This is a genomic window from Caproiciproducens sp. NJN-50, assembly GCF_004103755.1.
Lineage (GTDB): Bacteria > Bacillota > Clostridia > Oscillospirales > Acutalibacteraceae > Caproicibacter.
In genome coordinates this window covers 2,196,641-2,221,917 of the sequence record NZ_CP035283.1, presented here as the reverse complement: position 1 = coordinate 2,221,917, position 25,277 = coordinate 2,196,641, and the positions used below count along the sequence as shown (strand labels likewise).

Below are 25,277 nucleotides of genomic sequence, written 5' to 3'. Positions count from 1 at the left end.
ACGGCGGCGAAGAGAGGGTATCCCTTCGCCGCCGTTCAAACAATCTTGACTATTTCAATGCGCTGTGGTAGATCTGTTCCAGCTCTTCGTACTGCGGAGACACGATCATCGCGGCAAAATTCCCATCCCGTTCCACTTTGCATTTCTGCAGCATCGCATACTCCTCCGGCAGGTAATCCTTCATTTCGGTTTCTTTCTGGCGGTAGCGGTCGTTCAGCTTTTCTTCAATCCGGTCGGCGGCCCCGTCATCGGTCCCTTCGAAAAGAAGAATTTCATCGCCCTTGGTGCCCGTGGAATCCACATAGGCGGCAAACTGTTTGACATCTTTCGCGTCGACACCGAGATTTGGTTTCAGGTCCTTCGAGGAAAGGTCCATCATCTCGGTATTTGTGATTTTCTGTTTCATGGAATCCATCACTTTGGCGAGATTTGCCTCTTTCGGAGGCGCTTTTGCGCATCCGGTCCAAAGGAAAAGGGCTGCGGCAATTGTCAGGAGAAAAAGGAGTATCCGTTTCATCGGCATCAGCCTCCGGTATGTGTCAGAATATAGTGGATCCAGACCTCGCAGGCGGCGTCTGTGAAATGAAGGCCCAAGTCGTCCGGGTCGCTGCAGTATTCCCTTTTCAGCGAACCGGTGCCGTCCCGCATCACGGAGGCGACGTCAAGAAAATGCCATCCGTCCTTTTCACAGAATTCGGATACCAATTGGTTGTAGCGTTCGAGATTCGGATTGTTCAGCGTCTTTTTCTGCTTTTCTGGAAGCATGGGGGTCGCGGACTGAATGTAAATCTTGATTCCCGGAACTTGATCGCGGAAGCGCTTTGCCAATATTTCCAGATTTTTTGCCGCGCCCTCCACACCGTAAGGCGCGACATCGTTGATGCCGAGCATCAGATAGACCTTGTCGGCTCCCATTTTGGCCGCGCTGTCTTCCAGCAGGGCCTTGTCTCCGTTGTAATAAGGATGGATGGAATCGGCGCTGAGCGGCTGCAGAGCGTTTCCGCTGCCCATGCTTCCCGCGGCGAGAAAAGCGGCGGTACCGAAAAAGCCCGGTTCGGATTTTCTCTTCTGGGTCACATAGTTTTTCAGCTTCAGCGTAACGGAGTCGCCGACAAAAACCGCGCCGTTCAGGAAAGACTGGTCTTTCTCCGCGCTTTCGGGAACGCAGTTCAGAACCGGCGGCGTATAGGGGGCGGAAGCAGAAGGCATTTTCAGAGAAACGGAAGCGGAACCGGACAACGATGATTCGGAGATAGGATTTAAAGAGGAAGCGTCCTGGCTTTCGGAAGACGCCGCGGCGGAACTGTTGACGGAAGCCGCCGCGGAAGACGAATCGGGGACCGCCATAGTCATGGCCTGTGAGCTTTGACAGCCGGTCAGCAGTCCTGCAATCATCAGGACGGAAAAGGCCCACCGCTGCATTTTCATCCTTCTTTCCCCAGGATATATCTATCCTAGTGTAGTATAGCATAGACTGAAATCCAGTTTCAACCATTGTATCACAATCGTAATAATTATATTATGACGCTTTCCATGGAAATAATTCCCATGGAAAGGCATAAATAAAGGCATGGCTGTTTTCAGCCATGCCGGATGCGGAGAGAGGTTCAATGGTACTGATTGGGGGCCTCGCCCCGCGTGTTCGGACTGCTGGCGCTGGATTCCGGGTCCGTATCCATCAGGCCTCCCAGGGGATACCCTTTAAAATTCAGGCCATCGCCTTGGCCGGAACTCCTTCCGCCGTCCGCGCCGGAGTTTCTTTCCCGGCCCTGCCTGGAATTTCTCCCGCCGGAGCCGCCGCTCCTGTTTTCAAACGTTGCGCATTCCGTTTTGACCTGGCCGCCGTTGACTTCGGTTGTCCGGATATCAATGCGGTCGGCGTTGCAGGACCTGCGTTCGTTGTAGGCGCATTTGGTCACTTCGCAGTGAACGTCGAGAGAGGGATTCGGGGAATCATGGTCGATCGCATTCTGCGGCATCCCGCTGCAGTCTTTTGCATCCATGAAGTTTGCGCAGTAGGTCTGGGTGCTCGCGCTCGCGCGCGGGCCGCCCACCATGATGTCGGGTCTGCAGCAGTTGCGTTGCTTGTTATTGCCGCAGTTTGTCACATCACAGTGTAAATTCGTCATAATACGGCACCTCGGTGTTTAAATTTTTCTTATTATGTGCCGCTGGCGTGGGTTTATTCTTGTCCCGTCCGATTTTCGCGCAGCAGAACCGCGCGGGCGATCAGTTCCTCCGCTCCTGAAATGCCGAAGCAGGAGGAGTCGACGCAGAGATGGTAATTTCCGGTTTCTCCCCATTTTTCGTCCGTGTAAAAATGATAGTATCCCGCGCGCTGTTTATCCTGTTTGGCAACCCAACCCGCCGCGCTTTCCGGCTGAACCCCGTATTCTTTTACGGCGCGTTCTTTGCGGAAGGTGAGGTCGGCGTACAGAAAGACGCTGAACACATTTTCCCTGCCGCGAAGGATGTCGTCGGCGCAGCGGCCGACAATGACGCACGGACCGTTTCCCGCGGCTTCCCGGATCAGTTTTGCCTGCAGCTGGAACAGCCGGTCGTTAACCGGCAACCGGCCTGCCGCCATGGCGCCGCTGTCCACGTAAGGGTAATTTCCCATAATCATTGCGTAAAGAAGGCTGCTCCCGACTTTTTCATCCGCCTGCTCCAGGATCTCGCGGCTCAGTCCGCTTCGTTTTGCCGCTGCCGCGATCAGTTCCCGGTCGTAGAACGGGATGGAAAACCTTTTCGCCAGCCTTCGGCCGATTTCCCTGCCTCCGCTCCCGTATTGTCTTGCAATGGTAATCACGATTTTCACACTGTTTCCCTCCGCTTCCGTCGCACTCGATTCTTTCTATTATATCATGGAATGGAATAAATTGCGCTGGTTTTTTTGTGCACCGGGGATTCTTGACTTTGTCCGGAAAACGGGCTATATTAGGTTTGAATTCGGAAAGGATCCTGAGGATGAACTGCCCAAAAAACAAGGAAAAAGCCGAAATACCGGCCCGAAAGGCCCTGGTTGAATACTGCCTTCGTCTGCCGGGGGCTTACGAGGATTATCCGTTTGACGACGACCCGTCTTCCCCGGATGCGTGGACGGTCATGCGGCACTTGGAGAACCGGAGAAGTTTCGCGCTGATTTTTGAACACGGCGGCATTCTCAACCTCAATTTAAAATGCGATCCCGCCGAGGCCGACTTCCTGCGCGGGGTTTACCGCAGCGTGATCCCGGCGTATCACATGAACAAGGAGCACTGGATCGGCGTGCTGCTGGACGGCAGCGTGCCGGATAAGGAGCTGCGCTCGTGGATTGACGCAAGTTACCGGTGCACGCTCCCAAAGCGGAAAAGAAAGTATTGACAAAAAAAGCAGGACGGAATATAATACTATCAACATAAAAAACCGGCGAGTAAGAGTAGTACTCCGGGTTGACATTTTCCAAAGAGAGCCGCAGGCGGTGGGATTGCGGCGGGACTGTTCCGGACGAATGGACTTATGAGGGCGGGACGAAAGGCGAACGAGCCGAGTAGTGTCCGACGGGATCTTCACCCGTTACCAAGGAAGCGTACATGGTGGTGTATGGAAGAAAGCGGGCGATTTTTCGCCAATGTGGGTGGTACCGCAGGAGTTTAGGCTCTTGTCCCTGTAATTGCAGGGGCAAGGGTTTTTTTATTTTGTTTTACCGACTGAAAGGAGAATTGTCATGGGCAAAATACCGTATCGCCTTACCCTATCCGAGGAGCAGATTCCAAGGCAATGGTACAATTTGCGGGCGGATATGAAGGAGCTTCCCGATCCGATGATCAACCCGGCGACGATGAAGCCGGCGGCGGAAGAGGATCTGTACCCCGTGTTTTGTCAGGAGCTGGCGCATCAGGAAATGGATTCCGGCACGCGCTATGTCGAGATCCCGGAGGAAGTCGTCAATCTTTATAAAATTTACAGGCCGTCCCCGCTGATCCGCGCGTACAATCTGGAGAAGGCTCTGGGGACGCCGGCGAAAATTTATTACAAGTTTGAGGGGAATAATACGTCGGGAAGCCATAAGCTGAATTCCGCGGTGGCGCAGGCGTATTACGCAAAGAAGGAAGGGATGACTTCCCTGACGACCGAGACGGGCGCGGGGCAGTGGGGGACGGCGCTGGCCGAGGCCTGCTCCTATTTCGGAATCCCGCTGACCGTGTTCATGGTCAAGGTTTCCTATCAGCAGAAGCCGTACCGCAAAGACGTGATGCGCACCTTCGGCGCGGAGGTGATTCCGAGCCCGAGCGACAAAACCAACGCCGGGCGCGCGATCCTCGCAAGGGACCCGGAGACCACCGGCAGCCTTGGCTGCGCGATTTCGGAGGCGGTGGAGCGCGCCGTGACCACGAAGGGATGCCGCTATGTGCTCGGCTCGGTTCTGAACCAGGTCCTGCTGCACCAGTCCGTCATCGGCCTGGAATGCGAGACGGCGATGAAACAGATCGGCGAATATCCTGATCTTGTCATCGGCTGCGCGGGCGGCGGCTCCAACCTCGGCGGTTTGATCGCCCCGTTCATGCGCGACAAGCTGACCGGCAGGGCGAATCCGCATTTCATCGCGGTGGAGCCGGCTTCCTGCCCGTCTTTCACGCGCGGGAAATACGCATACGATTTCTGCGACACCGGCAAGGTGACCCCGATGGCGAAAATGTATACGCTCGGCAGCGGGTTCATCCCGTCCGCGAATCACGCGGGCGGACTGCGCTACCACGGCATGTCGCCGATCTTGTCAAAGCTGTACCACGACGGGTATCTGGACGAAGCGCGCGCGGTGGAGCAGAGCAGGGTCTTCGAAGCGGCCGTCTATTTCGCAAAGCATGAGACGATCCTGCCCGCGCCGGAGTCCGCGCACGCAATCCGTGTCGCGATGGACGAGGCGATCCGCTGCAGGGAAAGCGGCGAAAAGAAAACGATTCTGTTCGGACTGACCGGCACCGGTTATTTCGATATGGCGGCCTATTCCTCCTATCTGGACGGGACCATGACGGACACGATTCCGACCGACGAGGAGCTTCAGCGCGGATTTGACAGCCTGCCGAAAATTCCCGGAGTTCAGGAGTAAATAGAAAAACCGCATGAGATTCCGAAAGAGAAGAGGTGGTTCCGATGCCGGACGGCTGGTGGCGAACATATAATTTTATTTCTTGTTTACTCAATTTTATTTTCAGAAGGGGATTCGTCATGAAAAACATCAGTAAAAAAATCGTTGCGGCAGCTCTCGCCGTTCTTGTCTCCGGCGCGCTCGGCGCCTGTTCCGCTTCCGGCTCCGCATCTTCCGCGGCCGGAACTTCGTCCGCGTCTTCCGTGACGCCGGCATCTTCCGGTTCTGCGGCAAAGGCGGCGAAGAGCATCGGAATCATCGAGTACGCGGTCAACGCGTCGCTTGACAACTGCCATACCGGCTTTATGAAAGGCCTGGAGGAATCAGGCTACAAAGAGGGCGAAAACCTGACCGTCGATTTTCAGAATGCGCAGGCGGACGCGAATAACGCGAAAACGATCGCGCAGACGATGGTCGCTAAAAAATACGATATGGTGATGGGCATCGCGACCCCGGCGGCGATGGCGCTGTACGGCGCCGCGAAGTCGACGGATATTCCGACGATTTTCACATCGGTCAACGACCCGGTCGCCTCTGGAATCGTGAAGTCGCTGGAAAAGCCCGGCGTCAACTGCACCGGCTCTTCGGACGTTCTGCCTCTGGAAGATCAGCTCAAGCTGATCCGCGCGTTCCTGCCGAACGCGAAGAAGATCGGCGTGCTGCACACGACCAGCGAGCCGAACTCCACGGCCTGCCTGAAGAAATTCCAGAGCCTTGCGCCGAAATACGGGTTTGAGGTGGTCGAAATCGGCGTGACGGGCTCCTCCGACGTGGAACCGTCTGTCAAAACACTGATCTCCAAAGGCGTTGACTGCATCAATAACTTTACGGACAACAACGTCGTCAATCACCTTCCCGGCTTGCTTCAGGCAGCGAACGAGGCCAAGATCCCGATCTTTGGTTCCGAGGTGGAACAGGTCAAGGACGGCTGCCTCGCCTCCGTGAGCATCGACTTCGTCGCACTGGGAGAAGAAACCGGAAAGATGGCCGCGAAAGTATTGGATGGAACGGCGGATCCGGCGACGACGCCGGTCTATACCGTCGATTTCGGCAAACCGGTTTATAACGAAAAGGTGATGAAGCAGCTGGGGATATCTCTTCCCAAAGACTACTCCAATGCGGAAAACGTTGCCGAATAACAGCCGGCGGAAAAGAGAGGGACCGATGGTATGAGTGTGTTTCTGGGACTTCTGACCGGCGTGCTGCAGGAGGGCTTTGTCTACGGCATCATGGCGCTCGGAATCTACGTGACCTATCAGGTGCTGAATTTTCCGGACCTTTCGGTGGAGGGCACGTTCCCGCTCGGTTCCTGTGTGGCCGGAGTGATGATCTCCGCTGGATTGAGCCCTTGGCTGGCCTGCCTTGCGGCGTTTGCCTGCGGGGCGGCGGCGGGGGGCGTGACGGGTCTGCTGCATGTCAAGCTGCACATCACCGACCTGCTCTCCGGAATTCTGGTGATGACGGCGCTGTGGAGCGTCAACCTGGCGGTTACCTCAGGCAGTGCGGTCGCGCCGTTTTACAACCAGCCGACCGTTTACACCGTCGGTCTTGCGGCGCTGATCCCGGATTCATACAACAGCCTGCGCGCGCTTGCCGTGGCGTTCGTATTCTGCGTTCTTGTTAAGCTTTTGCTCGACGAATATTTAAAAACAAAGTCCGGCCTTTTGCTGCGCGCTGCGGGGAATAACTCCCGGTATGTCGTGTCGCTGGGAAAAGATCCGGGCGATATGAAGATCCTCGGCCTGATGCTGGGCAACGGCCTGGCGGCGCTTTCGGGCTGTATCCTCTGCCAGCGGGAAGAGTCCGCCGATATCTACAGCGGGACAGGGATGATCGTGCTTGGGCTTGCGGCCGTCATTGTGGGGGTCAATATTTTTTCCGGACTGAAGTTTTTGCGGCCCACAACGGCGGTGGTTCTGGGCGCGGTTCTATACCGCGGGGTGCTGGTCGCCGCTTTGCAGATGGGCTTGCCAACCAACTACATGAAGCTTTTAATGTCGGTGCTGCTCACCGCTGTTCTGGTCGCATACGAAACGGGGAGGAGAAAGAAGCATGTCATCAGAAATCAGGTCTGAAACCGGCGCTCCCCTGCTGGAAGTGTGCCATATTGATAAAACCTTCAACAGCGGTTCGGTCAGTGAAATCAAATTGTTTGAGGATTTCAATCTGTCCGTCGGCCGCGGGCGGTTTGTCTGCATCATCGGCAGCAACGGTTCCGGCAAAACGACCCTTTTGAATCTGGTGTGCGGCGGCGAAACGCCGGACGGGGGGCGGATTCTGCTCGGCGGAAAAGACATTACCCATGAGCCGGAGCATGTCCGTTCCCGGCGGATCGGCCGCGTGTTTCAGGACCCGGCTCTGGGAACCTGCCCGCAGCTGACGATTCTGGAAAATCTGTCGCTCGCCGATCACAAGGGAAAACGGTACGGCCTTTCGCGCGGCGTCAGCCGGAAAAAGATCGATGAATACCGGTCGAGGCTGGAGCTGCTGAGGCTTGGGTTGGAAGATCAGCTCGACCTGCCGGTCGCGAACCTTTCGGGCGGCCAGCGGCAGGCACTCTCTCTTCTGATCTGCACGATGACGCCGATCGACCTTCTGATTCTCGACGAGCACACTGCGGCGCTCGATCCGTCCTCCAGCGAAAACGTGATGGGGCTGACGCGGAAGCTGGTGCGCGAAAAACGGATCACGGTGATGATGGTGACCCACAACCTCCGCTTTGCCTTGGCCTACGGCGACCGGCTTGTGATGATGCACCGCGGGAAAACGGTTCTCGATGTCTGCGACGGGGAAAAAGACGCGCTGGAGCTCCGCGATCTGACCGACCGATTCAATGAGATCAGCATTGAAGACGGAAACGATTTGTGACTTCGACGGAAAAAAACTGCGAAAAAACTTGACACCGCGCTGTTTCTACGGTACAATACCAATTAAATTGAATCACGGAATGCGTTGATAGGGATCAAAGCGTCTGCATTTGAGTTTCAGAGAGCCGTTGTTTGCTGCGAAACGGTGCCGGGCAGATGTATAACTCACCTTAGAGCAGTCCGCCGAAAGGTTTTGTATACCCAGTAGAGCGGAACGGCCTCTCCCCGTTAAAGGAGAACTGCATTGTTGGATGCAGGCCGAGTGGGCATTTTGAAAAATGCCAACAAAGAGTGGTACCGCGACAGGATTTCACCGTCGTCTCTTTTGAGACGGCGGTGTTTTTTGTTTTTCCCCGATTCTGCAAATCGTGATGAAATCATTTCGAATGATGGAGGTAATCGTATGTCGGAGTCCATGAGAAGAATCAAGATTTTTGACACAACCCTGCGCGACGGCGAGCAGAGCCCCGGGTGCAGCATGAATCTGGGGGAAAAACTGGAAATGGCGGCACAGCTGGAGGAATTGGGAGTTGATATCATCGAGGCGGGTTTCGCCGTCTCTTCTCCGGAAGACTTTGAATCTGTGCGGCAGATTTCGGCACTATTACAAAAAACGACGGTGGCGAGCCTGGCGCGTGCGACAAAATCGGACATCGACGTCGCTTTCGATGCCGTAAAAGAGGCAAAAAAGCCGCGCATTCACGTGTTCCTGGCGAGCTCCGATATTCACCTGCAGCACAAGCTGCACATGACAAGGGAAGAAATGCTCAGGCAGACCGCCGAGATGGTCCGTTACGCAAAGGGCCTTGTGGAGGACATCGAGTTTTCCGCGGAAGACGCGAGCCGCACGGATTGGAATTTTCTCGTGAAGGTCTATGAAACGGCGATTGCCAGCGGGGCGAACGTGATCAATGTGCCGGACACAGTGGGTTATGTGACTCCAAACGAGATGTTCCATTTGATTTCGTATCTGAAGGCAAATGTAAAGGGAATCGATGACGCGGAAATTTCCGTACACTGCCACAATGATCTCGGCATGGCGGTCGCGAATTCACTGGCCTCCGTGCAGGCGGGGGCAGAACAGGTGGAATGCACGGTCAACGGCATCGGGGAGAGGGCCGGGAACGCTTCCATGGAGGAGGTCGTCATGGCGCTGCGCACCCGGCAGTCGTATTATGATGCCGCGGCGGGCGTGGATACGACAAAGATTTATAAATCCTGCAAGAAACTTTCCGCGATCACCGGTGTTCCGATCGGTCCGACCAAGCCGGTCGTGGGCGCAAACGCCTTCGCGCATGAAGCGGGCATCCACCAGCACGGCGTTTTAAACGACCGGCTGACCTATGAGATCATGACGCCGGAAAGCGTGGGAATTTCTCACAACACGATGGTTCTGGGCAAGCATTCCGGCCGGCATGCATTTGATGAGAGGCTGAAATCTCTCGGTTATACCCTTTCGGCGGAGGCCCTTGCGGAGGCGTTCGCCGACTTTAAAAAGCTGGCGGATTTAAAGAAAAACGTGACGGACCGGGACCTGGAAGCCCTGCTTTCCGGAGCGGAAAAGATGGAGCTGGAAGAAATTTACTCGCTGGAATCTTATGTGGTCAACACGAGTTCCGTCAATTCCGCTTCCGCGATGGTGAAACTGGGCGTGAAACACCCGGACGGCAAAAAAATTGTGGAAGGGACCGGCATTGGGTCCGGTCCGGTCAACGCCGCGCTCTCCGCCATCGACACGGTGACGGGAAAGGGATACACGCTGGAGAATTTTTCAATTCAGGCCGTGACGGAGGGGGACGACGCGCTCGGAGAAGTCGTCGTCCGGCTGAAAAATTCCAATGGGACGATTGTCAGCGGCAGGGGAGTGAACGTCGACATCATCGGCGCGAGCCTTCAGGCGTATGTCAACGCGCTGAACCGTATGGAAGCGCGGATGGAATAAGGGGGAATCAAAAATGGCAATGACAATGACGCAGAAAATTCTGGCGGATCACGCGGGCCTTTCGGAGGTGCGCGCGGGGCAGCTGATCCGCGCGAAAGTGGATCTGGTTCTCGGCAACGACATCACGACTCCCGTCGCGATTAACGAGTTTGAAAAGCACAAACTCGAAAAGGTGTTCAACGGGGACAAAATCGCGATCGTGCTGGACCATTTCACGCCGAACAAAGACATCAAGGCGGCGGAGCAGTCCAAACAGTGCCGCGAGTTTGCGAGATGCCAGCGCATCACCCATTTTTACGATGTCGGCGACATGGGGATCGAACACGCGCTTCTGCCGGAAAAAGGGCTGGTCGCCGCGGGAGAGGCCGTCATCGGGGCGGATTCCCACACCTGCACCTACGGGGCCCTCGGCGCGTTTTCCACCGGGGTCGGCTCCACCGACATGGCCGCCGGCATGGCGACGGGCGAATGCTGGTTCAAGGTCCCGTCCGCCCTTCGGGTGCGCCTGACGGGAAAACCGTCCAGATGGATCGGGGGAAAGGACGTGGTGCTGGCTCTGATCGGAAAGATCGGAGTGGAGGGCGCGCGGTACAAATCCCTTGAATTCACGGGGGAAGGCGTTGCCTGTCTATCTATGGACGACCGCTTTGCCGTCGCAAACATGGCGATCGAGGCGGGAGCCAAAAACGGCATTTTCCCCGTGGACGAAAAAACAGAAGAGTATATGAAGGGGCGCGTGAACCGCGATTACAAAATCTACGAGCCGGATCCGGATGCGGAATACGATGAGACGGTTGAAATCGACTTGTCGGAGCTTCGCCCGATCGTTGCATGTCCGCACCTTCCGTCAAATACCAGGACGGCTGATGAGGTAAAAAATGTGAAGATCGATCAGGTGGTGATCGGTTCCTGCACCAACGGCAGGCTGAGCGACCTGAAAATCGCCGCAGAGCTGATGAAGGGAAGAAAGGTCGCGGAAGATGTCCGCGTGATCGTCATTCCTGCAACACAGCATATTTACCGGGAAGCGATGAAACTCGGATATCTTGATACCTTCGTCGAAGCCGGCTGTGCCGTGTCCACGCCGACCTGCGGGCCGTGCCTCGGCGGGCACATGGGCATCCTGGCGAAGGGGGAGCGCGCCGTTGCGACGACAAACCGGAACTTTGTCGGAAGAATGGGACACCCGGAATCCGAGGTTTACCTCGCCGGACCGGCCGTCGCCGCGGCTTCCGCAATTTTTGGAAGAATCGCATCACCGGAAGAACTGGAACAGGAGGAGAATTGAAATGCAGGCAAACGGAACAGTTTTTGTCTATGGCGACAACGTCGATACGGATGTGATTATCCCGGCCCGCTATCTGAACAGCTCCGATCCGAAGGATCTCGCAGCGCACTGCATGGAGGACATCGATGCCTCTTTCACGAAGAAAGTCCATCCGGGTGACATCATTATCGGCGGCAGCAATTTCGGCTGCGGCTCTTCCCGCGAACACGCGCCGCTCGCCATTAAATCGAGCGGTGTCTCCTGCGTGATCGCCAGGAGCTTCGCCCGGATCTTTTACCGCAACTCGATCAACATCGGCCTAGCGATCCTCGAATGCCCCCAGGCCGCTGAGAAGATCCGGCAGGGGGACCAAATCTCCGTGGATTTCGACACCGGCGTGATTGCAAACAAAACCAGGAACGAAACCTATCAGGCGGAGCCGTTCCCGGAGTTTATCCGGAATATCATCCATGCCGACGGACTGCTGAATTCGTTAAGCAAATGATTCATAAATAAAGGGGGCAATAGAATGGAAAAAACCATCGTATTGTTTCGGGGAGACGGCATCGGACCGGAAATCGTGGACGGTGCCGTTACAGTCCTGAAAAGAGTGGAGGAAAAGTTCGGACATCGGTTCCGCATGGAGCCGGCCCTGCTCGGCGGCGCGTCGATCGACGACTGCGGCAAGCCGCTGACGGAGGAGACGATCGCGGTCTGCAAACAGGCCGACGCGGTCCTGCTCGGCGCGGTGGGCGGTCCCAAGTGGGATCCGATTCCCGCAGAAAAACGCCCGGAGCGCGGGCTTCTCGGAATTCGAAAGGCGCTGGGGCTTTATGCGAATCTGCGTCCGGCCTATCTTTATAAAGAACTGTCCGGGGCATGTCCGCTGAAGGAGGATCGTGTCGCGGAGGGGATCGACCTGATGATGGTGCGCGAACTGACGGGCGGCATCTATTTTGGAAAGCGCGAAACGGTGACGAAGGAAAACGGAAAAAGATCCGCGGTTGACCGCATGGAATACAGTGAGGAGGAGATCGAGCGCATCGGGGAGATCGCTTTCAAACAGGCGATGATGCGCCGGAAGAAGCTGGTCAGCGTCGACAAAGCCAACGTGCTGGACACCTCGCGCCTGTGGCGGAATGTGATGCACCGCCTGAGCGGGCAGTACCCGGAGGTCGAATACCGTGACCAACTGGTGGACAGCGCCGCCATGCAGCTTGTATCCGATCCGGGGCAGTTTGACGTGATCGTAACGGAGAACATGTTCGGCGATATTCTTTCCGACGAGGCGAGCATGGCCGCCGGTTCGATCGGGATGCTGCCTTCCGCCTCGCTTGGTGACGGAACCCGCGGCCTCTACGAGCCGATCCACGGTTCCGCTCCGGACATCGCGGGACAGGATGCAGCGAATCCGCTGGCGACAATTCTTTCCGCCGCCATGATGCTGCGCATTTCGTTCAAAATGGACGAGGAGGCCCGTGCGGTGGAGGCGGCGGTCCAGTCGGCCCTGAGCAGCGGCTGCCGCACCCGCGATATTGCCGCGCAGGGACAGGCCGTAATCGGCTGCAGGCGGATGTCTCAGATCGTTGCCGAAGCCGTTTGAGGCTTCGTCCAGTAATGCCGAACACAGAAAGCGGGATGGCAAAGGGCCATCCCGCTTTCTGTGTCAGTAAAACAACTAAAAAATGCTTGACATCTGCGCCGGCATTGCATATAATAGAATTAACATAAACATATAAATTATGTATGAATACTATGAAATAAATTTTAGGAGTGATTATCAATGAAAATTGCCAAGAACCTGACGGAGCTGATCGGAAATACGCCTCTGCTCGAGCTGTCCAATTTCGAGAGTGAAAAGGGCCTGCAAGCCAAGGTTGCCGCAAAGCTGGAATCCTTCAACCCGCTTTCGTCCGTCAAGGACCGGGTCGGCTACGCGTTGATCAAAGACGCGGAGGAAAAGGGGCTGATCGACAAGGATACCACCCTGATTGAGCCGACCAGCGGCAATACGGGCGTGGGCCTTGCCTTTGTCGCCGCCGCGAAAGGCTATCGCCTGATCCTGACCATGCCGGAAACCATGAGCCTGGAGCGCCGCCGTCTGGTAGGGGCGCTGGGTGCGGAACTGGTTCTGACCGAAGGGGCCAAGGGGATGAAGGGCGCGATCGAAAAAGCCAATGAGCTGCATGAGCAGATTAAAAACTCGCTGATTCCGGGGCAGTTCGTCAACCCGGCGAATCCCGAAATGCATCGCAGGACGACCGGCGAAGAAATCTGGAGGGACACGGACGGAAAAGTCGATATTTTTGTAGCCGGAATCGGCACCGGCGGAACGGTGACGGGGGCGGGGCGCGCTTTGAAAGCGCACAACCCGGAGGTCAAGGTCGTCGGCGTCGAGCCGGCGGGCTCTCCGGTCATTTCCCAGGGCAAACCGGGGCCGCACAAGATTCAGGGCATCGGCGCCGGATTTATCCCGGAAACGCTCGACGTCAAGCTGCTGGATGAAGTGCTGACGGTCACAAACGAGGATGCTTATGCGACTACGGCGCATCTGGCGCGGAGCGAAGGGCTGCTTGTCGGCATTTCTTCCGGAGCGGCCGTGTTTGCCGCCGCTCAGCTGGCACAGCGGCCGGAAAACAGCGGAAAGCTGATTGTCGCCCTTCTGCCGGATACAGGAGAGCGTTACCTTTCCACCGGAGTCTTTGACTGATTTTTATCTGAGCTTTCAGGAAAATGAGGGCGGACGGTTGTCCGCCCCCGTTTTTTTTGCTATGATACTGATATACTAAAAACCGGGAGGTGGATTAAATTGCGGATTTCCGTCATCGGCTGCGGCCGCTGGGGCGGCTTTCTGGCGTGGTATCTGGACAGTATCGGGCACCGGGTCACGCTGTACGGCCGGGAAGGGTCCCAAAGGCTTGCCGCTTTCCGGCAAAGCGGAACGAACGGGCTTGTCAGCCTGAACAACCGTGTCGCGCTGACTTCAGACCTTGGGGAAGCGGTGGAATCTGAGATCCTGATCATATCCGTCGGCGCGCAGTCGTTTCGTTCTTTGATGGGTCAGCTGGCTTCCTATCACCTTGAGAAAAAGACCGCTGTTCTCTGCATGAAGGGTTTGGAATCGGGAACGGGAAAGCGTCTGACGCAGATCTTTGAGGAGTATCAGCCGGGAACGCCGGTCGCCATTTGGGTCGGGCCGGGCCACGTTCAGGATTTTACACGCGGCATTCCAAATTGCATGGTTATCGACAGCCGCTCCATGCAGGTGAAAAAAAATCTGGTTGAAGCGTTTTCCAGCGAACTGATCCGATTTTATTATGGCGACGACCTGCTCGGCAACGAGATCGGCGCGGCCTCCAAAAACGTGATCGGCATTGCCGCCGGCATGTTGGACGGCCTGAACAAAACGGCGCTCAAGGGTGCCCTGATGTCGCGCGGCACGAGGGAGATCGCCCGCCTGATCCGGAAGATGGGCGGCAACGAAATCACGGCTTACGGCCTTGCGCATCTGGGGGATTACGAGGCCACCGTATTTTCTCCGTACAGCCATAACCGGCGCTTCGGCGAGCTGTTTGTCCGCGGGGAAAATTACGGAGAGCTGGCGGAGGGGGTCGAAACCACAAAGGCAATGCTGATCCTTGGAAGGCAATATCAGGAAGAGCTCCCCATCAGCGACGCGGTCGACCGGGTGATCAACAAAGGAGAAGAGCCGAACCGGGTCCTTTCCGACCTGTTTCTGCGCAGCATCAAAATGGAATTTTAGTTGACAAATTTAGTATAGAATCTTAGAATAGGAAAGAAGTCCGTACGTTGTACAAAGGAGTTATTTGATATGAGTGAAGAAAGCTGCAGCCATGATTGTTCCTCCTGCGGGGAATCGTGCCCGTCGCGCGAAAATCCGCAGAGTTTTATTGAAAAGCCGAACGCGCAGAGCAAAATCGGCCGCGTGATCGGCGTTGTCAGCGGAAAGGGCGGAGTGGGAAAAAGCCTGGTGACTTCCCTTCTCGCCGTTGGCCTCAACCGGAGGGGATATCACACCGGAGTTTTGGACGCGGATGTGACCGGCCCCTCCATCCCCAAGATCTTCGGCGTCCATCAGCAGGCGCTGGGGAATGAAAAGGGAATTGTACCGGTGAAAACCAGCACGGGAATCGACATTATCTCCGTCAACCTGCTGCTGGAGGATGAAAACGCGCCCGTCGTATGGCGCGGCCCGATCATTGCGAACGTGGTCAAGCAGTTCTGGACGGACGTAATCTGGAAAGACGTGGACTATCTGTTTGTCGATATGCCTCCGGGAACCGGAGACGTCCCGCTGACGGTGTTTCAGTCGATCCCTCTGGATGGGATCGTCATTGTAACCTCACCGCAGGAGCTTGTCTCCATGATCGTTTCCAAGGCGGTTTCCATGGCGAAAATGATGAAGGTTCCGATTATCGGCATTGTGGAGAACATGAGTTATATCAAATGTCCGGACTGCGGAAAGGAGATTTCTGTTTTTGGGGAAAGCCATGTGGAGCAGACGGCGGAGAAATTCGGCCTGAAGGTGCTGGGCAGGTGCCCGCTGGACCCCCGGATCGCCGCCGAATGCGACGCCGGAGAGGCGGAAAAGATCGAGGCCCCGTGGCTTTCGGGCGCCGCCGATGCGGTGGAACATCTGAAACAGGATTGAATTTATTCTGAATCAAGTCCGCTTTTCCAGTCGGGGAGGCGGACTTATTATTTTCTCATTCAATCACTGATTGACAAATCGCTTCGACAAGTGAATAATAGTAAAAGACGGTTATTTGATCAAAACAGGAAGAAGGCGCTGCAGTGGAGCCGGTTGATTATTGCGAAGTATTGGCAGCTTTTAGAAGAATCAGAAGAGTACGCGCTTTTTTCACTTCGCGGACCGGGTTGACGGCACGGGAAATCTTTTTTTTAAACCTGGTCGATCAGCTGAACCGCCAGCCGTCCGGCAGTTTGCCGGGGGTCAGAATATCCGAGCTGGGTTCGGCCGCCGGTATGAGCAAGCCTGCCATTTCCCAACTGGTGAGGGTATTGGAGAAGAAAGGTTTGATCCGGCGTTCCACCGACCGAAAAGACCGGAGAGTCATCCTGGTCTGTCTTTCGCAATCAGGGGCAAGGCAGCTGGAACAGTCCACGAGATCCTGCCAGTCGATGATCAATCAGATTACGGAAAAACTGGGGCCGGAGGATACTGCGGAACTCAGGCGCCTTTTTAACCGGATTCGCCTGATCCTGTGCGAGAAGGACGGAGATGCTTGTCATAAAGAATAAAATCTTCTTTCCCAATGCGTCTAAAATGGTCGCATTGGGCATTTTTTTTCGTTATCGGTTTGAAAAATATTAAAATATAAATAAAATGATAAAAAAATATAAAAATATGATTATAATTCTAAATTGTAAAATATTTATTTTGTCATATGGTTAAAATAGAAGAATGAAATGGAGGGGATGAAATGAACCGGGAAGAAAGAAAAAAGGAATATTTAAGGTCTTTTATACAAACATTCTCCGAAAATGGAATTGACCGTACTCCGATTAAAAAGCTTGCAGGCGCGGCAAAAATAAACGAAGCGTCGATTTACCAGTATTTTAAAAACAAAGATGAAATCGTCGTCGACTGTGTCCGGCTTTATATGGAGGAGGAATTGAGCCAGCTGTTGCAGGTTCTGGCAGAAGAAGGGGAGCCCTTGGAAACCAGAATGGACCGTTTTGTCCAGCTTAGTTCCAAGACTTCCGCAGAGGCAAAATTCATTATACAGGTGCTGACCAGCCCAAATTACAGTAAAATGTGCTCTCAGATTATTCATGAGTTCAGCAGGAAGATCCTGTCTTCCCCGCAGGTGGGTCTGGAAAAAGGAGCTTTTCCACACGATACGGAGGAGTCCGCCGTTTTACTCCTGCTTTTAAGCGTTGTCATCAGCGACAGAGTCATCGGAGAGGACTACCTGCTGCGTATTCAGCTTGAGTATCTTCAGCACCTTCTTTACAATGGAAATGTTTTAAACAGGGAGTGCAGAAATTCAGCTTGACCGTTTGAGCGGGTGCCTGAAACAAAAAGGACCGGCTTTCGCCGAGTCCCTGTTGTTTTGCGTTGCCCGATCGGATTGGCTTGAAATTATGACCGGCTTTCGTTTGCGGTCAAGTGTTCGCCGTCGCTGTCGATGGTCAGTTCTGTCTGCGGAGCGAGGGAAGACGATATCATTTTCCTTGCGATCAGGGTTTCCACTTTGCTTTGGATAAACCGCTTCAGCGGCCTCGCGCCGTAGACGGGATCATACCCGCGGCTGACGACGAATTCTCTTGCCGCCGGCGTCAGCCGAACGCTGAGCTGTCTGCTGTTCAGGCGCTTTTGCAGCGCGGCGATCTGAAGATCGACGATTTTGTCGATCTCGGCACGCGTGAGGGGCCGGTAAAAAACAATTTCGTCCAGCCTGTTCAGGAATTCCGGGCGGAACTGGCGCCTTAGCAGAACATTGACCTGATTTCTGGCTTCTTCGCTGATCTGACCGTCGGGACCGATCCCTTCCAGAATTTGGCTGGAGCCGAGATTTGACGTCAGAATCAGGATCGTATTTTTGAAATCGACGGTGCGGCCCTGTGAATCGGTGATTCGGCCGTCGTCCAGGACCTGCAGCAGAATGTTGAAGACATCCGGATGTGCCTTTTCGACTTCATCGAACAGGACGACGGAATAGGGGTGGCGGCGCACCGCCTCGGTCAGCTGCCCGCCTTCCTCATAGCCGACATAGCCCGGAGGCGCCCCGATCAGGCGGGAGACGGAGAACTTTTCCATATACTCGGTCATATCGATACGGACCATATTTTTTTCATCGTCGAACAGGGTTTGCGCCAGCGCTTTGGCAAGCTCTGTTTTGCCGACTCCGGTCGGTCCCAGAAACAGAAACGAACCGATGGGGCGGTTTGGGTCCTGAATCCCGGCGCGGGAACGCAGGATGGAATCCGTGACCTTTTGGACGGCCTCGTCCTGCCCGACCACGCGTTCATGCAGGATGTCCGCCAGGCGAAGCAGTTTTTCCCGTTCGCTTTCCATCAGGCGGGAGACCGGGATCCCGGTCCAGCGCCCGACGATGCGGGCAATCTCGTCCTCGGTGACGCGGTCGTGCAGGAGCGAATCGGAGTTGTTCTGTGTTTTTTCGGCGATCTCCTCCTCGGTTTTCAGTTGCTTGGAGAGTTCCGGCAGCTTTCCGTATTTCAGTTCCGCCGCCTTGTTCAGGTCGTAATTCCGTTCCGCTTTTTCGATTTCCGCGTTGACCTGCTCGATCTGTTCGCGCAGCTTGCGCACGGTTCCGATGGACTGCTTTTCATTTTCCCATTTGGCTTTCATTTCCTTAAAGAGGGAGCGGTCGTCCGCCAGCTCTTTCCGGATCTGCGCCAAATGCTCTTGGGAAAGTGGATCGGTATCCTTTTTCAGGGCGGCCTCCTCAATTTCCTTCTGCATAATTCTGCGGGAGATATCATCCAGCTCAGTCGGCATGGAGTCGATTTCCGTGCGGACCATCGCGCAGGCCTCGTCGATCAGGTCGATGGCTTTGTCGGGCAGAAAGCGATCGGTGATGTAGCGGTTGCTCAGAACCGCAGCCGCAATCAGGGCCTGGTCCTGAATCTTGACGCCGTGAAAGACTTCATAGCGTTCTTTCAGGCCGCGCAGGATGGAAATCGTGTCCTCCACGGTCGGCTCCTCGACCATGACGGGCTGGAACCGGCGCTCCAGCGCCGCGTCCTTTTCAATGTACTGATGATATTCGTTGAGCGTCGTCGCGCCGATGCAGTGCAGTTCGCCGCGGGCCAGCATCGGCTTTAAGAGGTTTCCGGCATCCATGCTTCCCTCGGTCTTGCCCGCGCCGACGATGGTATGCAGCTCGTCGATAAAAAGAATGATTTTTCCTTCGCTTTTCTTGACTTCGTTCAGGACGGCCTTCAGGCGCTCCTCGAATTCGCCGCGGAATTTAGCTCCCGCAATCAATGCCCCCATATCCAGCGAAAAGACGGTATGATCCTTAATGCTGTTCGGCACATCTCCTCTTACGATGCGCTGAGCCAGCCCCTCCGCAATGGCGGTTTTGCCGACGCCCGGCTCGCCGATGAGGACGGGGTTGTTTTTTGTTTTTCGGGATAGAATGAGGATGACATTGCGGATTTCCTCATCCCGCCCGATGACGGGGTCCAGCTTGTGATTCTTTGCAAGAGAAACAAGATCCTGCGCATATTTGGTCAGGGCATCATAGGTCTCCTCCGGGTTGTCACTGGTCACGCGCGTGTTTCCGCGCACCGTCGAAAGTGCGGAAAGGAAAGAGTTGCGGTTGATCCCATAACGGTCGAAGATCGTGCGGATGTCCGGATCAGGACGATCGATCAGCGCAAGCATCAGATGTTCCACGGAGACATATTCATCCTTCATCCGTTCTGCAATGCGCTCCGATTCGGTCAGCGCGGCGTCCGTTCCGGCGGAAACATAAATTTTCCCGGGTTCCCTTCCGGGGCCGGTCACGCCGGGCAGTTTTTCCACCAGTTCCTTTGCGTCGCGCGAAAAAGCGTCCGTGTCGATGTCCATTTTTTTAAGCAGCTGCGGAATCAGCCCGTTTTGCTGGGTCATCAGCGACAGCAGCAGATGTTCCTGTCCAACCTGCAGGTTGCTGTTTTCGATTGCGATGTTCTGGGCGAGCTGTATTGCTTCCAGCGATTTCTGCGTAAATTTCTGCGTGTCCATGTTTGCCTGCCTCCTTCTATTCCAACGAATCAGTCAAATAATAATGGATTTTTTCAGATGGTTTTGGTATTCCCACTCCAGTTTCACCTGCGTTTTTACAGGAGATTCCGAACCGGCGCAGTACTGCTTCAGTTCGCGGTCGAATTCCTGAATGTAGTCGCAAATAGCCTTGGCAATGACTTCCGCGTCGCGGTCCCGCTCCGAGGCCGGAGTCAGGAAGGTTCTGTGAAAGCGCCCTGGGCCGATCTCGCACGGCACGTGCTGAGAGGGGAAATACGTTTCAAGCCATCGGTTTTCCATTCTGCTGCGGAATTTAAAAAATTCGGTCAGCCGTTCTTCCAACCCGGGATTTTTCGTCCTCAGTGAAACTCTCAGTTCACCGATGGCAGAGCCGCTTTGGCGAAAAAGCTCCAGCGCGTATCGTATGGTTGGGTGATACCGGTACATCAGAGCGCTGCGCACCGTGAGCATGGTTTCGCTCTGGCGCGAGCGGACCTGGAAATTTTCGGCTTCAGAAAAGAAATGCTCCATGCAGCTGAAGATATCTCCGATTTTTTCTTCCGGAGTCGCATAGGAGAGATATTCGGCCAGGATCCTGTTGATCATTCCGCTTCTGCTCATGCCGTGTTCGCAGGCCAGCCGGTCCACCGCGCCGACCAACTCTTCCAACAGCACGATACTATAAACGTTGCGGTCCGTTTCGTCCACCTCTTTTCTGCAATAAATTATAATCACGCATTTATAATTTGTCAATCAATTTATATAATATACATTGCAAATTATTATTTTTTCTTCAATCATTTTTCGGCGTGCTTCCGCAGCAAAAAAGATGCAATTTCTCCTTTCGGCCCTTTAAAAGGCAATTGGCTTTTTCTATTAGAGGAAGCATATTCACTCCTAAATCCCTCCCGTGCACAGAAATTGATTGAAACGGGCGTGTGGAAGGGAGCCGAAAAGGGAAAGGACCTGAAGCAGGAAAAAATAGGATGCTTGCCAATGACAAATGGCCCGCCGGCAAAAGCCGGCGGGCCATGATCGCGCGGATGTTCAGCCGTTCCTTCTGTACCCGGTGGACATATCCACCACGTTGATCAGAGGTTCGCCGCTGAAATATCGGGAAAGATTGGCACAGATGATTTCAAAGATGCGCTCAAGATTTCCATGTTCATTCCAGCCGCCGGAAATATGCGGCGTAATGATGGTGTTCGGCGCATTCCAGAGCGGATGTTCTGCGGGCAGCGGCTCCGGGTCGGTCACGTCGAGGGCGGCGCCGTAAATTTTGCCCTCGTACAGGGCGTCGGAAAGGGCGTCGGTGTCCACCGCCGTCCCGCGGCCCACATTGATCAGGACGGCGCTTGGTTTCATCAGACTGATTTTGTCTTTGCCGAACAGATGCATCGTTTCGCTGGTGGAGGGCAGGCTCAGTGTCACCACATCCGCGCGGGGAAGAAATTCGTTCAGCCGGTCGGAAGTGGATAGCTCGTCCAGATAATCCGGCTTTTCTCCCGGCGTGCGTTTGATTCCGATCACTTTTCCGCCCAGCGCTTTATACCGCATGGCAAATTCACTCCCGATGTTTCCGAGCCCTATGACAAGCGCCGTGGTGCCGAGAATATGCCTCGATCTGTCTCTGTCCTGCCAGAGGTGCTGCCGCTGGTTGTCGCGGTAATACGGAAAATCCAGCAAAAGGCTGAGTGCCGCACACAGCATATATTCGGACATGGATTTTCCGTACGCTCCGGTTGCGTTGGTGAGGGTCACTCCCTCGGGAAGAATACCCGGGGCTATGTATTGTTCCGCCCCTGCGCTGAACAGCTGGAACCATTCAAGGCGGGCGGCGTATTTCAGCAGGGAACGGGGAGGCGTGCCAATCAGAATATTTGCCCGGGCAATCAGATCCCGTCCCAGTTCTTTGCTGTCCGTAAAGATGATTTCAGCGTTCGGGGCGGTTTCCTGCAGCTTTTCCCGGTGAATTTTGTCAGCTTTGGAACCGGCGGGTAAAACGAAGAGAATTGTTTTTTTCTCCATGGCATCCATACTCCATTCTATGATTTTTCCCCATTATATCACGGCTTTTCAAAAAACAAAACACGGTTGATCATTTCTGGCTGCAAGCCGGAGGAAAGTCCGGTTCGGAATCGCAGTCATCAGATGGAGATGCCCCGCAAACAGGACCCGGAGCAGGTAAGGCAATTGCAGAAGTGCGGGAGACCGGTTGATTTTCCGGAAGAAAACAATCATGGGGGCAAAGCTGCCAAACTTTTTTCAATGAAAGAATCATGCCGCAATCACCTCGGAGCGGCATACGTTACGGAAGAAGAAATATGTTAAAAGAACTGACGGAGCGAAAGCTCCGCCAGCTTACTCATCGTCCCTTGTCAGGTTTTCAGCATAATCTCTGAGACTTTCAATGGAATTGATACTTTGCGCCCGCTGATTGATCGCTTCCCGGACATAATTCGGGAGCGAGTGGAAATACCGCTCTGCTTCCTGGCTCTGTTGAATCAAGCCGTACAGATTATCATAGTGCTGCATCGAATTCCTCCTTTCGCTGGTTAGTATTAACAGAGTTTATGAAAATAAAATAGAAAAATGAAGGAGTCGGAACGGAGCGGTCAGCTGCCCGGGTGGATTTTTCTAGTTCCTGGTGAAAGTGTCGTTTAATCTTTAAAATGGAAAAATCACGAGGAAAAAACTGTTATAATAATTCTGCGTATAAAAAATCTAGCTAGGATGCTGAAAAACATGAGAATTAATGTCAACGAGCTTCTGATTTCTCTATCCAGAACGCTGGATTTTGCGGAAAAAGGGGTTCTCCGGAATAATTATAATCACGGAATGCGGGTTGCATACATAGCCGGAAGAATTGCGCTTGCGCTCTCCATGCCGGATGAAAATCTGTTTGACCTCATTTCCTATTCGCTGCTTCATGATAACGGCGTTATGAAGGCTTTGTTGGAATCTCCTTCCCGCGAGAAATTCAACACGGAGACAAACCCCACGCACTGCGTGGAAGGCGAGAAGAATATCGCAACATTTCCTTTTCTGAAACGGGAACGGAATGTGATTTTATATCATCATGAGCATTATGACGGAAGTGGATTTTTCGGCGTTTCCGGCAGGGAAATTCCCATGTATTCCCGCGTGGTTTCCCTTGCGGACCGGGTGGCCATCCGGTCCGCTTCCGGCTACACGCCGGATGAAATTATCTCGCAGGTCAACAAGGAGGCCCGCATTTTTGATCCCGTCGTCCGGGAAGCGTTTCTGGAAATGAGCAGGCATATGGAATTCTGGCTGGGGATGGACGACATGTTTGTTCAGAATTCCCTGACTTCCATGCTGCCGAAGGTTTCCCGGGAGCTGGATTTTCAGAACCTTCGAATCATTTCACAGATTTTTAGCAATATTATCGACGCAAAATCGCCGTTTACCGGCTCACACTCCCGGGGCATCAGTGAAAAGGTGGGTTTGATCTGCCAATATTATGAATTTGACGATACGACCTATTGGAAAATGCGGATTGCGGCCGATCTTCACGACTTGGGGAAACTTGCGGTGCCGAATGAAATTCTCGACAAACCGGGCAAGCTTGACAGCAGGGAATTCCGCGTCATTCAGTCGCATCCGTTTTATACCCGAAAGGTGCTTGAGATGATCAAGGGTTTTGAGGATATCACGGAATGGGCGTCCAATCACCATGAAAAGCTCAACGGCTCCGGATATCCATACGGCCTGATAGAGGACCGGCTCGATTTCAATTCGAGGATTCTCGCCTGTGTGGATATTTATCAGGCTTTGACGGAGGACCGGCCGTACCGCCGGGGCATGGCGCATGAGGATGCGGTCCGGATCATGGAGGATATGGCGGGGGACCATCTGATCGAGCCAGCGGTGGTGGAGGATATCAATTTTATCTTTCCATAGCGCTTTTTTTCCATCAAGCTGAAACCGCCTTCCCCATGGAAAGGGAAGGCGGTTTCAGCTGCGCTTTAAAGTTCAAATTCGCTTGGATCATGCTTTTTCAGCGGCGGAGTCGCGTAGGGAGTCCGCAGGAGAGGATCGTATTGAAAGGCGCGGCAGGACGCGGGCGTTTCGTCTTCTCCCAATTGCCGGCAGGCGCATTCCTCCGCCGGTCCGGGGCCGTGAACGCAGTAGCTGCAGTCCGGCGTAATTTCATTTCCAAAAAGCGGTTTCTTTTTCCGTCCGAACACAAAAACCCCTCCGGTCTGATGAACGAATCTTCTTTGTCATTCATTATATCATTTCCCCGATGTAATTTCCATCTTTTTGCGCGGAATGCACAGCAGAAGCGCCGAGCAGAGGACCAGAAGGGCCGCCGACGCCGGCGGCGTGGAGGAAAGGGCGCCGCTGACCGGCCCCGCGAAGTTGCAGAATGCCTCCTCCGTATCAGGAAACAGAAGCATCAGCCCCCAGGAAACAGCGGCGGAAAGAAACGCCTGCAACAGGCGGAACAAAACGAAGCGCACTTTGCTGAACTGCAATTCCGTCAGGGTCGACAGAACCTGAAAGTGGACGCAGATTCCGCCCCAGCCGATCGCGGCGGAAACCGCCCATGGAGGAACTCCGAGGCGTGCCAGATCCGAACATCCGCCCGTTACCTCCAGAAGGGCTGACACTGCCGCGGAACGGGCCGGATCAGTACAGAACATCCTCACCAGGTTCATCAGCGCCGCGAACAGAATCACAAAGCAACACATGCTGATGATGGCGCGGGCCGCGTCCGCTGCGGACAGAATCAGCGCCTGAGACACGCCGGTTTCCCTTGTTTCCTCTTTCCCATGCGTGGGAGTTTCCCTCTTTGCGGACAGACCGCACCCGACGCCGAGCAGCAGGAAGACGATCACCTGGGCGGCGAACAGGATGGCTCCCGCGCGCGGGCTTTTCAGAAATCCGGCTCCGACGGCTGTAATTACGAAGGACGGGCCGGCGTTGACGCAGAAGCCCAGCATCCGCTCCGCCTGGCGCTGGGTGATCTCTCCGTCTTCGTAAAGGGCTGCGATGGAACGCGCCCCGGCGGGATATCCGCCGATGACGCTCATCAGGATGGTCGGAGCCGCGCTGCCCGGCAGCCGGAACACATTTTGCGTGAATCCTTCCAGGCGGCCTCCGACTTTGTGGGCCAGGCCGCTTTTCACCACGAAAACGGAAAGAACCATAAATGGATAAAGTGATGGAATCAGGACTTCAAGGCAATAACCGATCCCGTTTTTTGCGCCCTGCGCCGCCTGCACGGGAAAAATCAGCAGCGAGCATGCGGCAGCCAGCACGGCCAGAAGGAGCGTTCCGGTTCTGAACTTCATGGCAAAGAATCC

General features: G+C 54.7%; 25 protein-coding genes and 2 other annotated features. Of the genes, 15 read left to right on the top strand and 10 right to left on the bottom strand.

Features of this window, described 5'->3' with window-relative positions; all coding sequences use genetic code 11:
- Positions 1–49 precede the first annotated feature (49 nt).
- The 4 genes from EQM14_RS10675 to EQM14_RS10660 all read right to left on the bottom strand — a co-directional run bounded on the left by EQM14_RS10675 (position 50) and on the right by EQM14_RS10660 (position 2,818).
- Positions 50–517 carry a DUF4358 domain-containing protein gene (locus EQM14_RS10675; protein ID WP_164919043.1) on the bottom strand — a complete coding sequence of 156 codons (468 nt, stop codon included), beginning with the start codon at positions 515–517 and terminating at the stop codon, positions 50–52.
- Between the two features lie 5 nt (positions 518–522).
- Positions 523–1,428, bottom strand: a complete 906-nt coding sequence (locus tag EQM14_RS10670) for a GDSL-type esterase/lipase family protein (protein ID WP_128742999.1) — start codon at positions 1,426–1,428, stop codon at positions 523–525.
- Positions 1,429–1,607: 179 nt separating this feature from the next.
- Positions 1,608–2,129 carry a DUF1540 domain-containing protein gene (locus EQM14_RS10665; RefSeq protein ID WP_128742997.1) on the bottom strand — a complete coding sequence of 174 codons (522 nt, stop codon included), beginning with the start codon at positions 2,127–2,129 and terminating at the stop codon, positions 1,608–1,610.
- A 53-nt stretch (positions 2,130–2,182) separates the two neighbouring features.
- On the bottom strand, positions 2,183–2,818 hold the full coding sequence (locus EQM14_RS10660; RefSeq protein WP_128742995.1) for a cytidylate kinase-like family protein: 636 nt from the start codon (positions 2,816–2,818) through the stop codon (positions 2,183–2,185).
- 149 nt (positions 2,819–2,967) lie between these two features.
- Here EQM14_RS10660 and EQM14_RS10655 point away from each other — a divergent pair, with 149 nt between their 5' ends.
- The 14 genes from EQM14_RS10655 (at position 2,968) to EQM14_RS10590 (ending at position 17,245) form a co-directional block, all read left to right on the top strand.
- Complete coding sequence (locus tag EQM14_RS10655) at positions 2,968–3,363, top strand: MmcQ/YjbR family DNA-binding protein (RefSeq protein WP_128742993.1); 396 nt, start codon at positions 2,968–2,970, stop codon at positions 3,361–3,363.
- Between the two features lie 36 nt (positions 3,364–3,399).
- Positions 3,400–3,651 (top strand) — a binding site (T-box leader).
- A 55-nt stretch (positions 3,652–3,706) separates the two neighbouring features.
- Entirely contained in the window at positions 3,707–5,089 is a 1,383-nt protein-coding gene (locus EQM14_RS10650; RefSeq protein ID WP_128742991.1) for a TrpB-like pyridoxal phosphate-dependent enzyme, read from the top strand.
- Positions 5,090–5,208: 119 nt separating this feature from the next.
- Entirely contained in the window at positions 5,209–6,267 is a 1,059-nt protein-coding gene (locus tag EQM14_RS10645) for an ABC transporter substrate-binding protein (RefSeq protein ID WP_128742989.1), read from the top strand.
- A gap of 30 nt (positions 6,268–6,297) precedes the next feature.
- Complete coding sequence (locus tag EQM14_RS10640) at positions 6,298–7,203, top strand: ABC transporter permease (RefSeq protein ID WP_128742987.1); 906 nt, start codon at positions 6,298–6,300, stop codon at positions 7,201–7,203.
- A complete protein-coding gene (locus EQM14_RS10635; protein WP_442861461.1) occupies positions 7,181–7,996 on the top strand; it encodes an ABC transporter ATP-binding protein in 816 nt (271 codons plus the stop codon). The genes EQM14_RS10640 and EQM14_RS10635 overlap by 23 nt, the downstream gene beginning before the upstream one ends.
- A 75-nt stretch (positions 7,997–8,071) precedes the next feature.
- Positions 8,072–8,322, top strand: a binding site (T-box leader).
- Positions 8,323–8,398: 76 nt separating this feature from the next.
- Positions 8,399–9,937, top strand: a complete 1,539-nt coding sequence (locus EQM14_RS10630; RefSeq protein WP_243112495.1) for a 2-isopropylmalate synthase — start codon at positions 8,399–8,401, stop codon at positions 9,935–9,937.
- A 13-nt stretch (positions 9,938–9,950) separates the two neighbouring features.
- Positions 9,951–11,225, top strand: coding sequence for a 3-isopropylmalate dehydratase large subunit (gene leuC / locus EQM14_RS10625; protein WP_128742985.1), 1,275 nt, complete (start codon positions 9,951–9,953; stop codon positions 11,223–11,225).
- 1 nt (position 11,226) lies between these two features.
- Complete coding sequence (gene leuD, locus EQM14_RS10620) at positions 11,227–11,709, top strand: 3-isopropylmalate dehydratase small subunit (protein WP_128742983.1); 483 nt, start codon at positions 11,227–11,229, stop codon at positions 11,707–11,709.
- A 24-nt stretch (positions 11,710–11,733) separates the two neighbouring features.
- The gene (gene leuB / locus EQM14_RS10615) at positions 11,734–12,807 is read left to right on the top strand and encodes a 3-isopropylmalate dehydrogenase (RefSeq protein ID WP_128742981.1); all 1,074 of its coding nucleotides are present in this window, start codon (positions 11,734–11,736) and stop codon (positions 12,805–12,807) included.
- A 180-nt stretch (positions 12,808–12,987) separates the two neighbouring features.
- The gene (gene cysK, locus EQM14_RS10610; protein WP_128742979.1) at positions 12,988–13,914 is read left to right on the top strand and encodes a cysteine synthase A; all 927 of its coding nucleotides are present in this window, start codon (positions 12,988–12,990) and stop codon (positions 13,912–13,914) included.
- A gap of 99 nt (positions 13,915–14,013) precedes the next feature.
- Positions 14,014–14,967 carry an NAD(P)H-dependent glycerol-3-phosphate dehydrogenase gene (locus tag EQM14_RS10605; protein ID WP_128742978.1) on the top strand — a complete coding sequence of 318 codons (954 nt, stop codon included), beginning with the start codon at positions 14,014–14,016 and terminating at the stop codon, positions 14,965–14,967.
- 69 nt (positions 14,968–15,036) lie between these two features.
- Positions 15,037–15,876 carry an Mrp/NBP35 family ATP-binding protein gene (locus EQM14_RS10600; protein ID WP_128742976.1) on the top strand — a complete coding sequence of 280 codons (840 nt, stop codon included), beginning with the start codon at positions 15,037–15,039 and terminating at the stop codon, positions 15,874–15,876.
- A 143-nt stretch (positions 15,877–16,019) separates the two neighbouring features.
- A complete protein-coding gene (locus EQM14_RS10595) occupies positions 16,020–16,487 on the top strand; it encodes a MarR family winged helix-turn-helix transcriptional regulator (protein ID WP_128742974.1) in 468 nt (155 codons plus the stop codon).
- Positions 16,488–16,669: 182 nt separating this feature from the next.
- Positions 16,670–17,245, top strand: a complete 576-nt coding sequence (locus EQM14_RS10590) for a TetR/AcrR family transcriptional regulator (protein ID WP_128742972.1) — start codon at positions 16,670–16,672, stop codon at positions 17,243–17,245.
- A gap of 86 nt (positions 17,246–17,331) precedes the next feature.
- Here the strand turns inward: EQM14_RS10590 and clpB are convergent, their stop codons facing one another.
- The 4 genes from clpB to EQM14_RS16370 all read right to left on the bottom strand — a co-directional run bounded on the left by clpB (position 17,332) and on the right by EQM14_RS16370 (position 22,479).
- On the bottom strand, positions 17,332–19,944 hold the full coding sequence (clpB, locus tag EQM14_RS10585) for an ATP-dependent chaperone ClpB (protein WP_128742970.1): 2,613 nt from the start codon (positions 19,942–19,944) through the stop codon (positions 17,332–17,334).
- A gap of 33 nt (positions 19,945–19,977) precedes the next feature.
- Positions 19,978–20,652 (bottom strand): CopG family transcriptional regulator, encoded by a 675-nt coding sequence (locus EQM14_RS10580; RefSeq protein WP_164919042.1) that lies wholly within the window; start codon positions 20,650–20,652, stop codon positions 19,978–19,980.
- 339 nt (positions 20,653–20,991) lie between these two features.
- Complete coding sequence (locus EQM14_RS10575) at positions 20,992–21,972, bottom strand: D-2-hydroxyacid dehydrogenase (protein ID WP_128742966.1); 981 nt, start codon at positions 21,970–21,972, stop codon at positions 20,992–20,994.
- Between the two features lie 333 nt (positions 21,973–22,305).
- The gene (locus tag EQM14_RS16370; RefSeq protein ID WP_164919041.1) at positions 22,306–22,479 is read right to left on the bottom strand and encodes a hypothetical protein; all 174 of its coding nucleotides are present in this window, start codon (positions 22,477–22,479) and stop codon (positions 22,306–22,308) included.
- A 210-nt stretch (positions 22,480–22,689) separates the two neighbouring features.
- Here EQM14_RS16370 and EQM14_RS10570 point away from each other — a divergent pair, with 210 nt between their 5' ends.
- The gene (locus EQM14_RS10570; RefSeq protein ID WP_128742964.1) at positions 22,690–23,868 is read left to right on the top strand and encodes an HD-GYP domain-containing protein; all 1,179 of its coding nucleotides are present in this window, start codon (positions 22,690–22,692) and stop codon (positions 23,866–23,868) included.
- A gap of 65 nt (positions 23,869–23,933) precedes the next feature.
- On the opposite strand, the gene EQM14_RS10565 is transcribed toward EQM14_RS10570, so the two are convergent.
- Complete coding sequence (locus EQM14_RS10565) at positions 23,934–24,155, bottom strand: hypothetical protein (RefSeq protein ID WP_128742962.1); 222 nt, start codon at positions 24,153–24,155, stop codon at positions 23,934–23,936.
- A 48-nt stretch (positions 24,156–24,203) separates the two neighbouring features.
- Entirely contained in the window at positions 24,204–25,265 is a 1,062-nt protein-coding gene (locus tag EQM14_RS10560; protein ID WP_128742960.1) for a sporulation protein, read from the bottom strand.
- Positions 25,266–25,277: the final 12 nt, after the last annotated feature.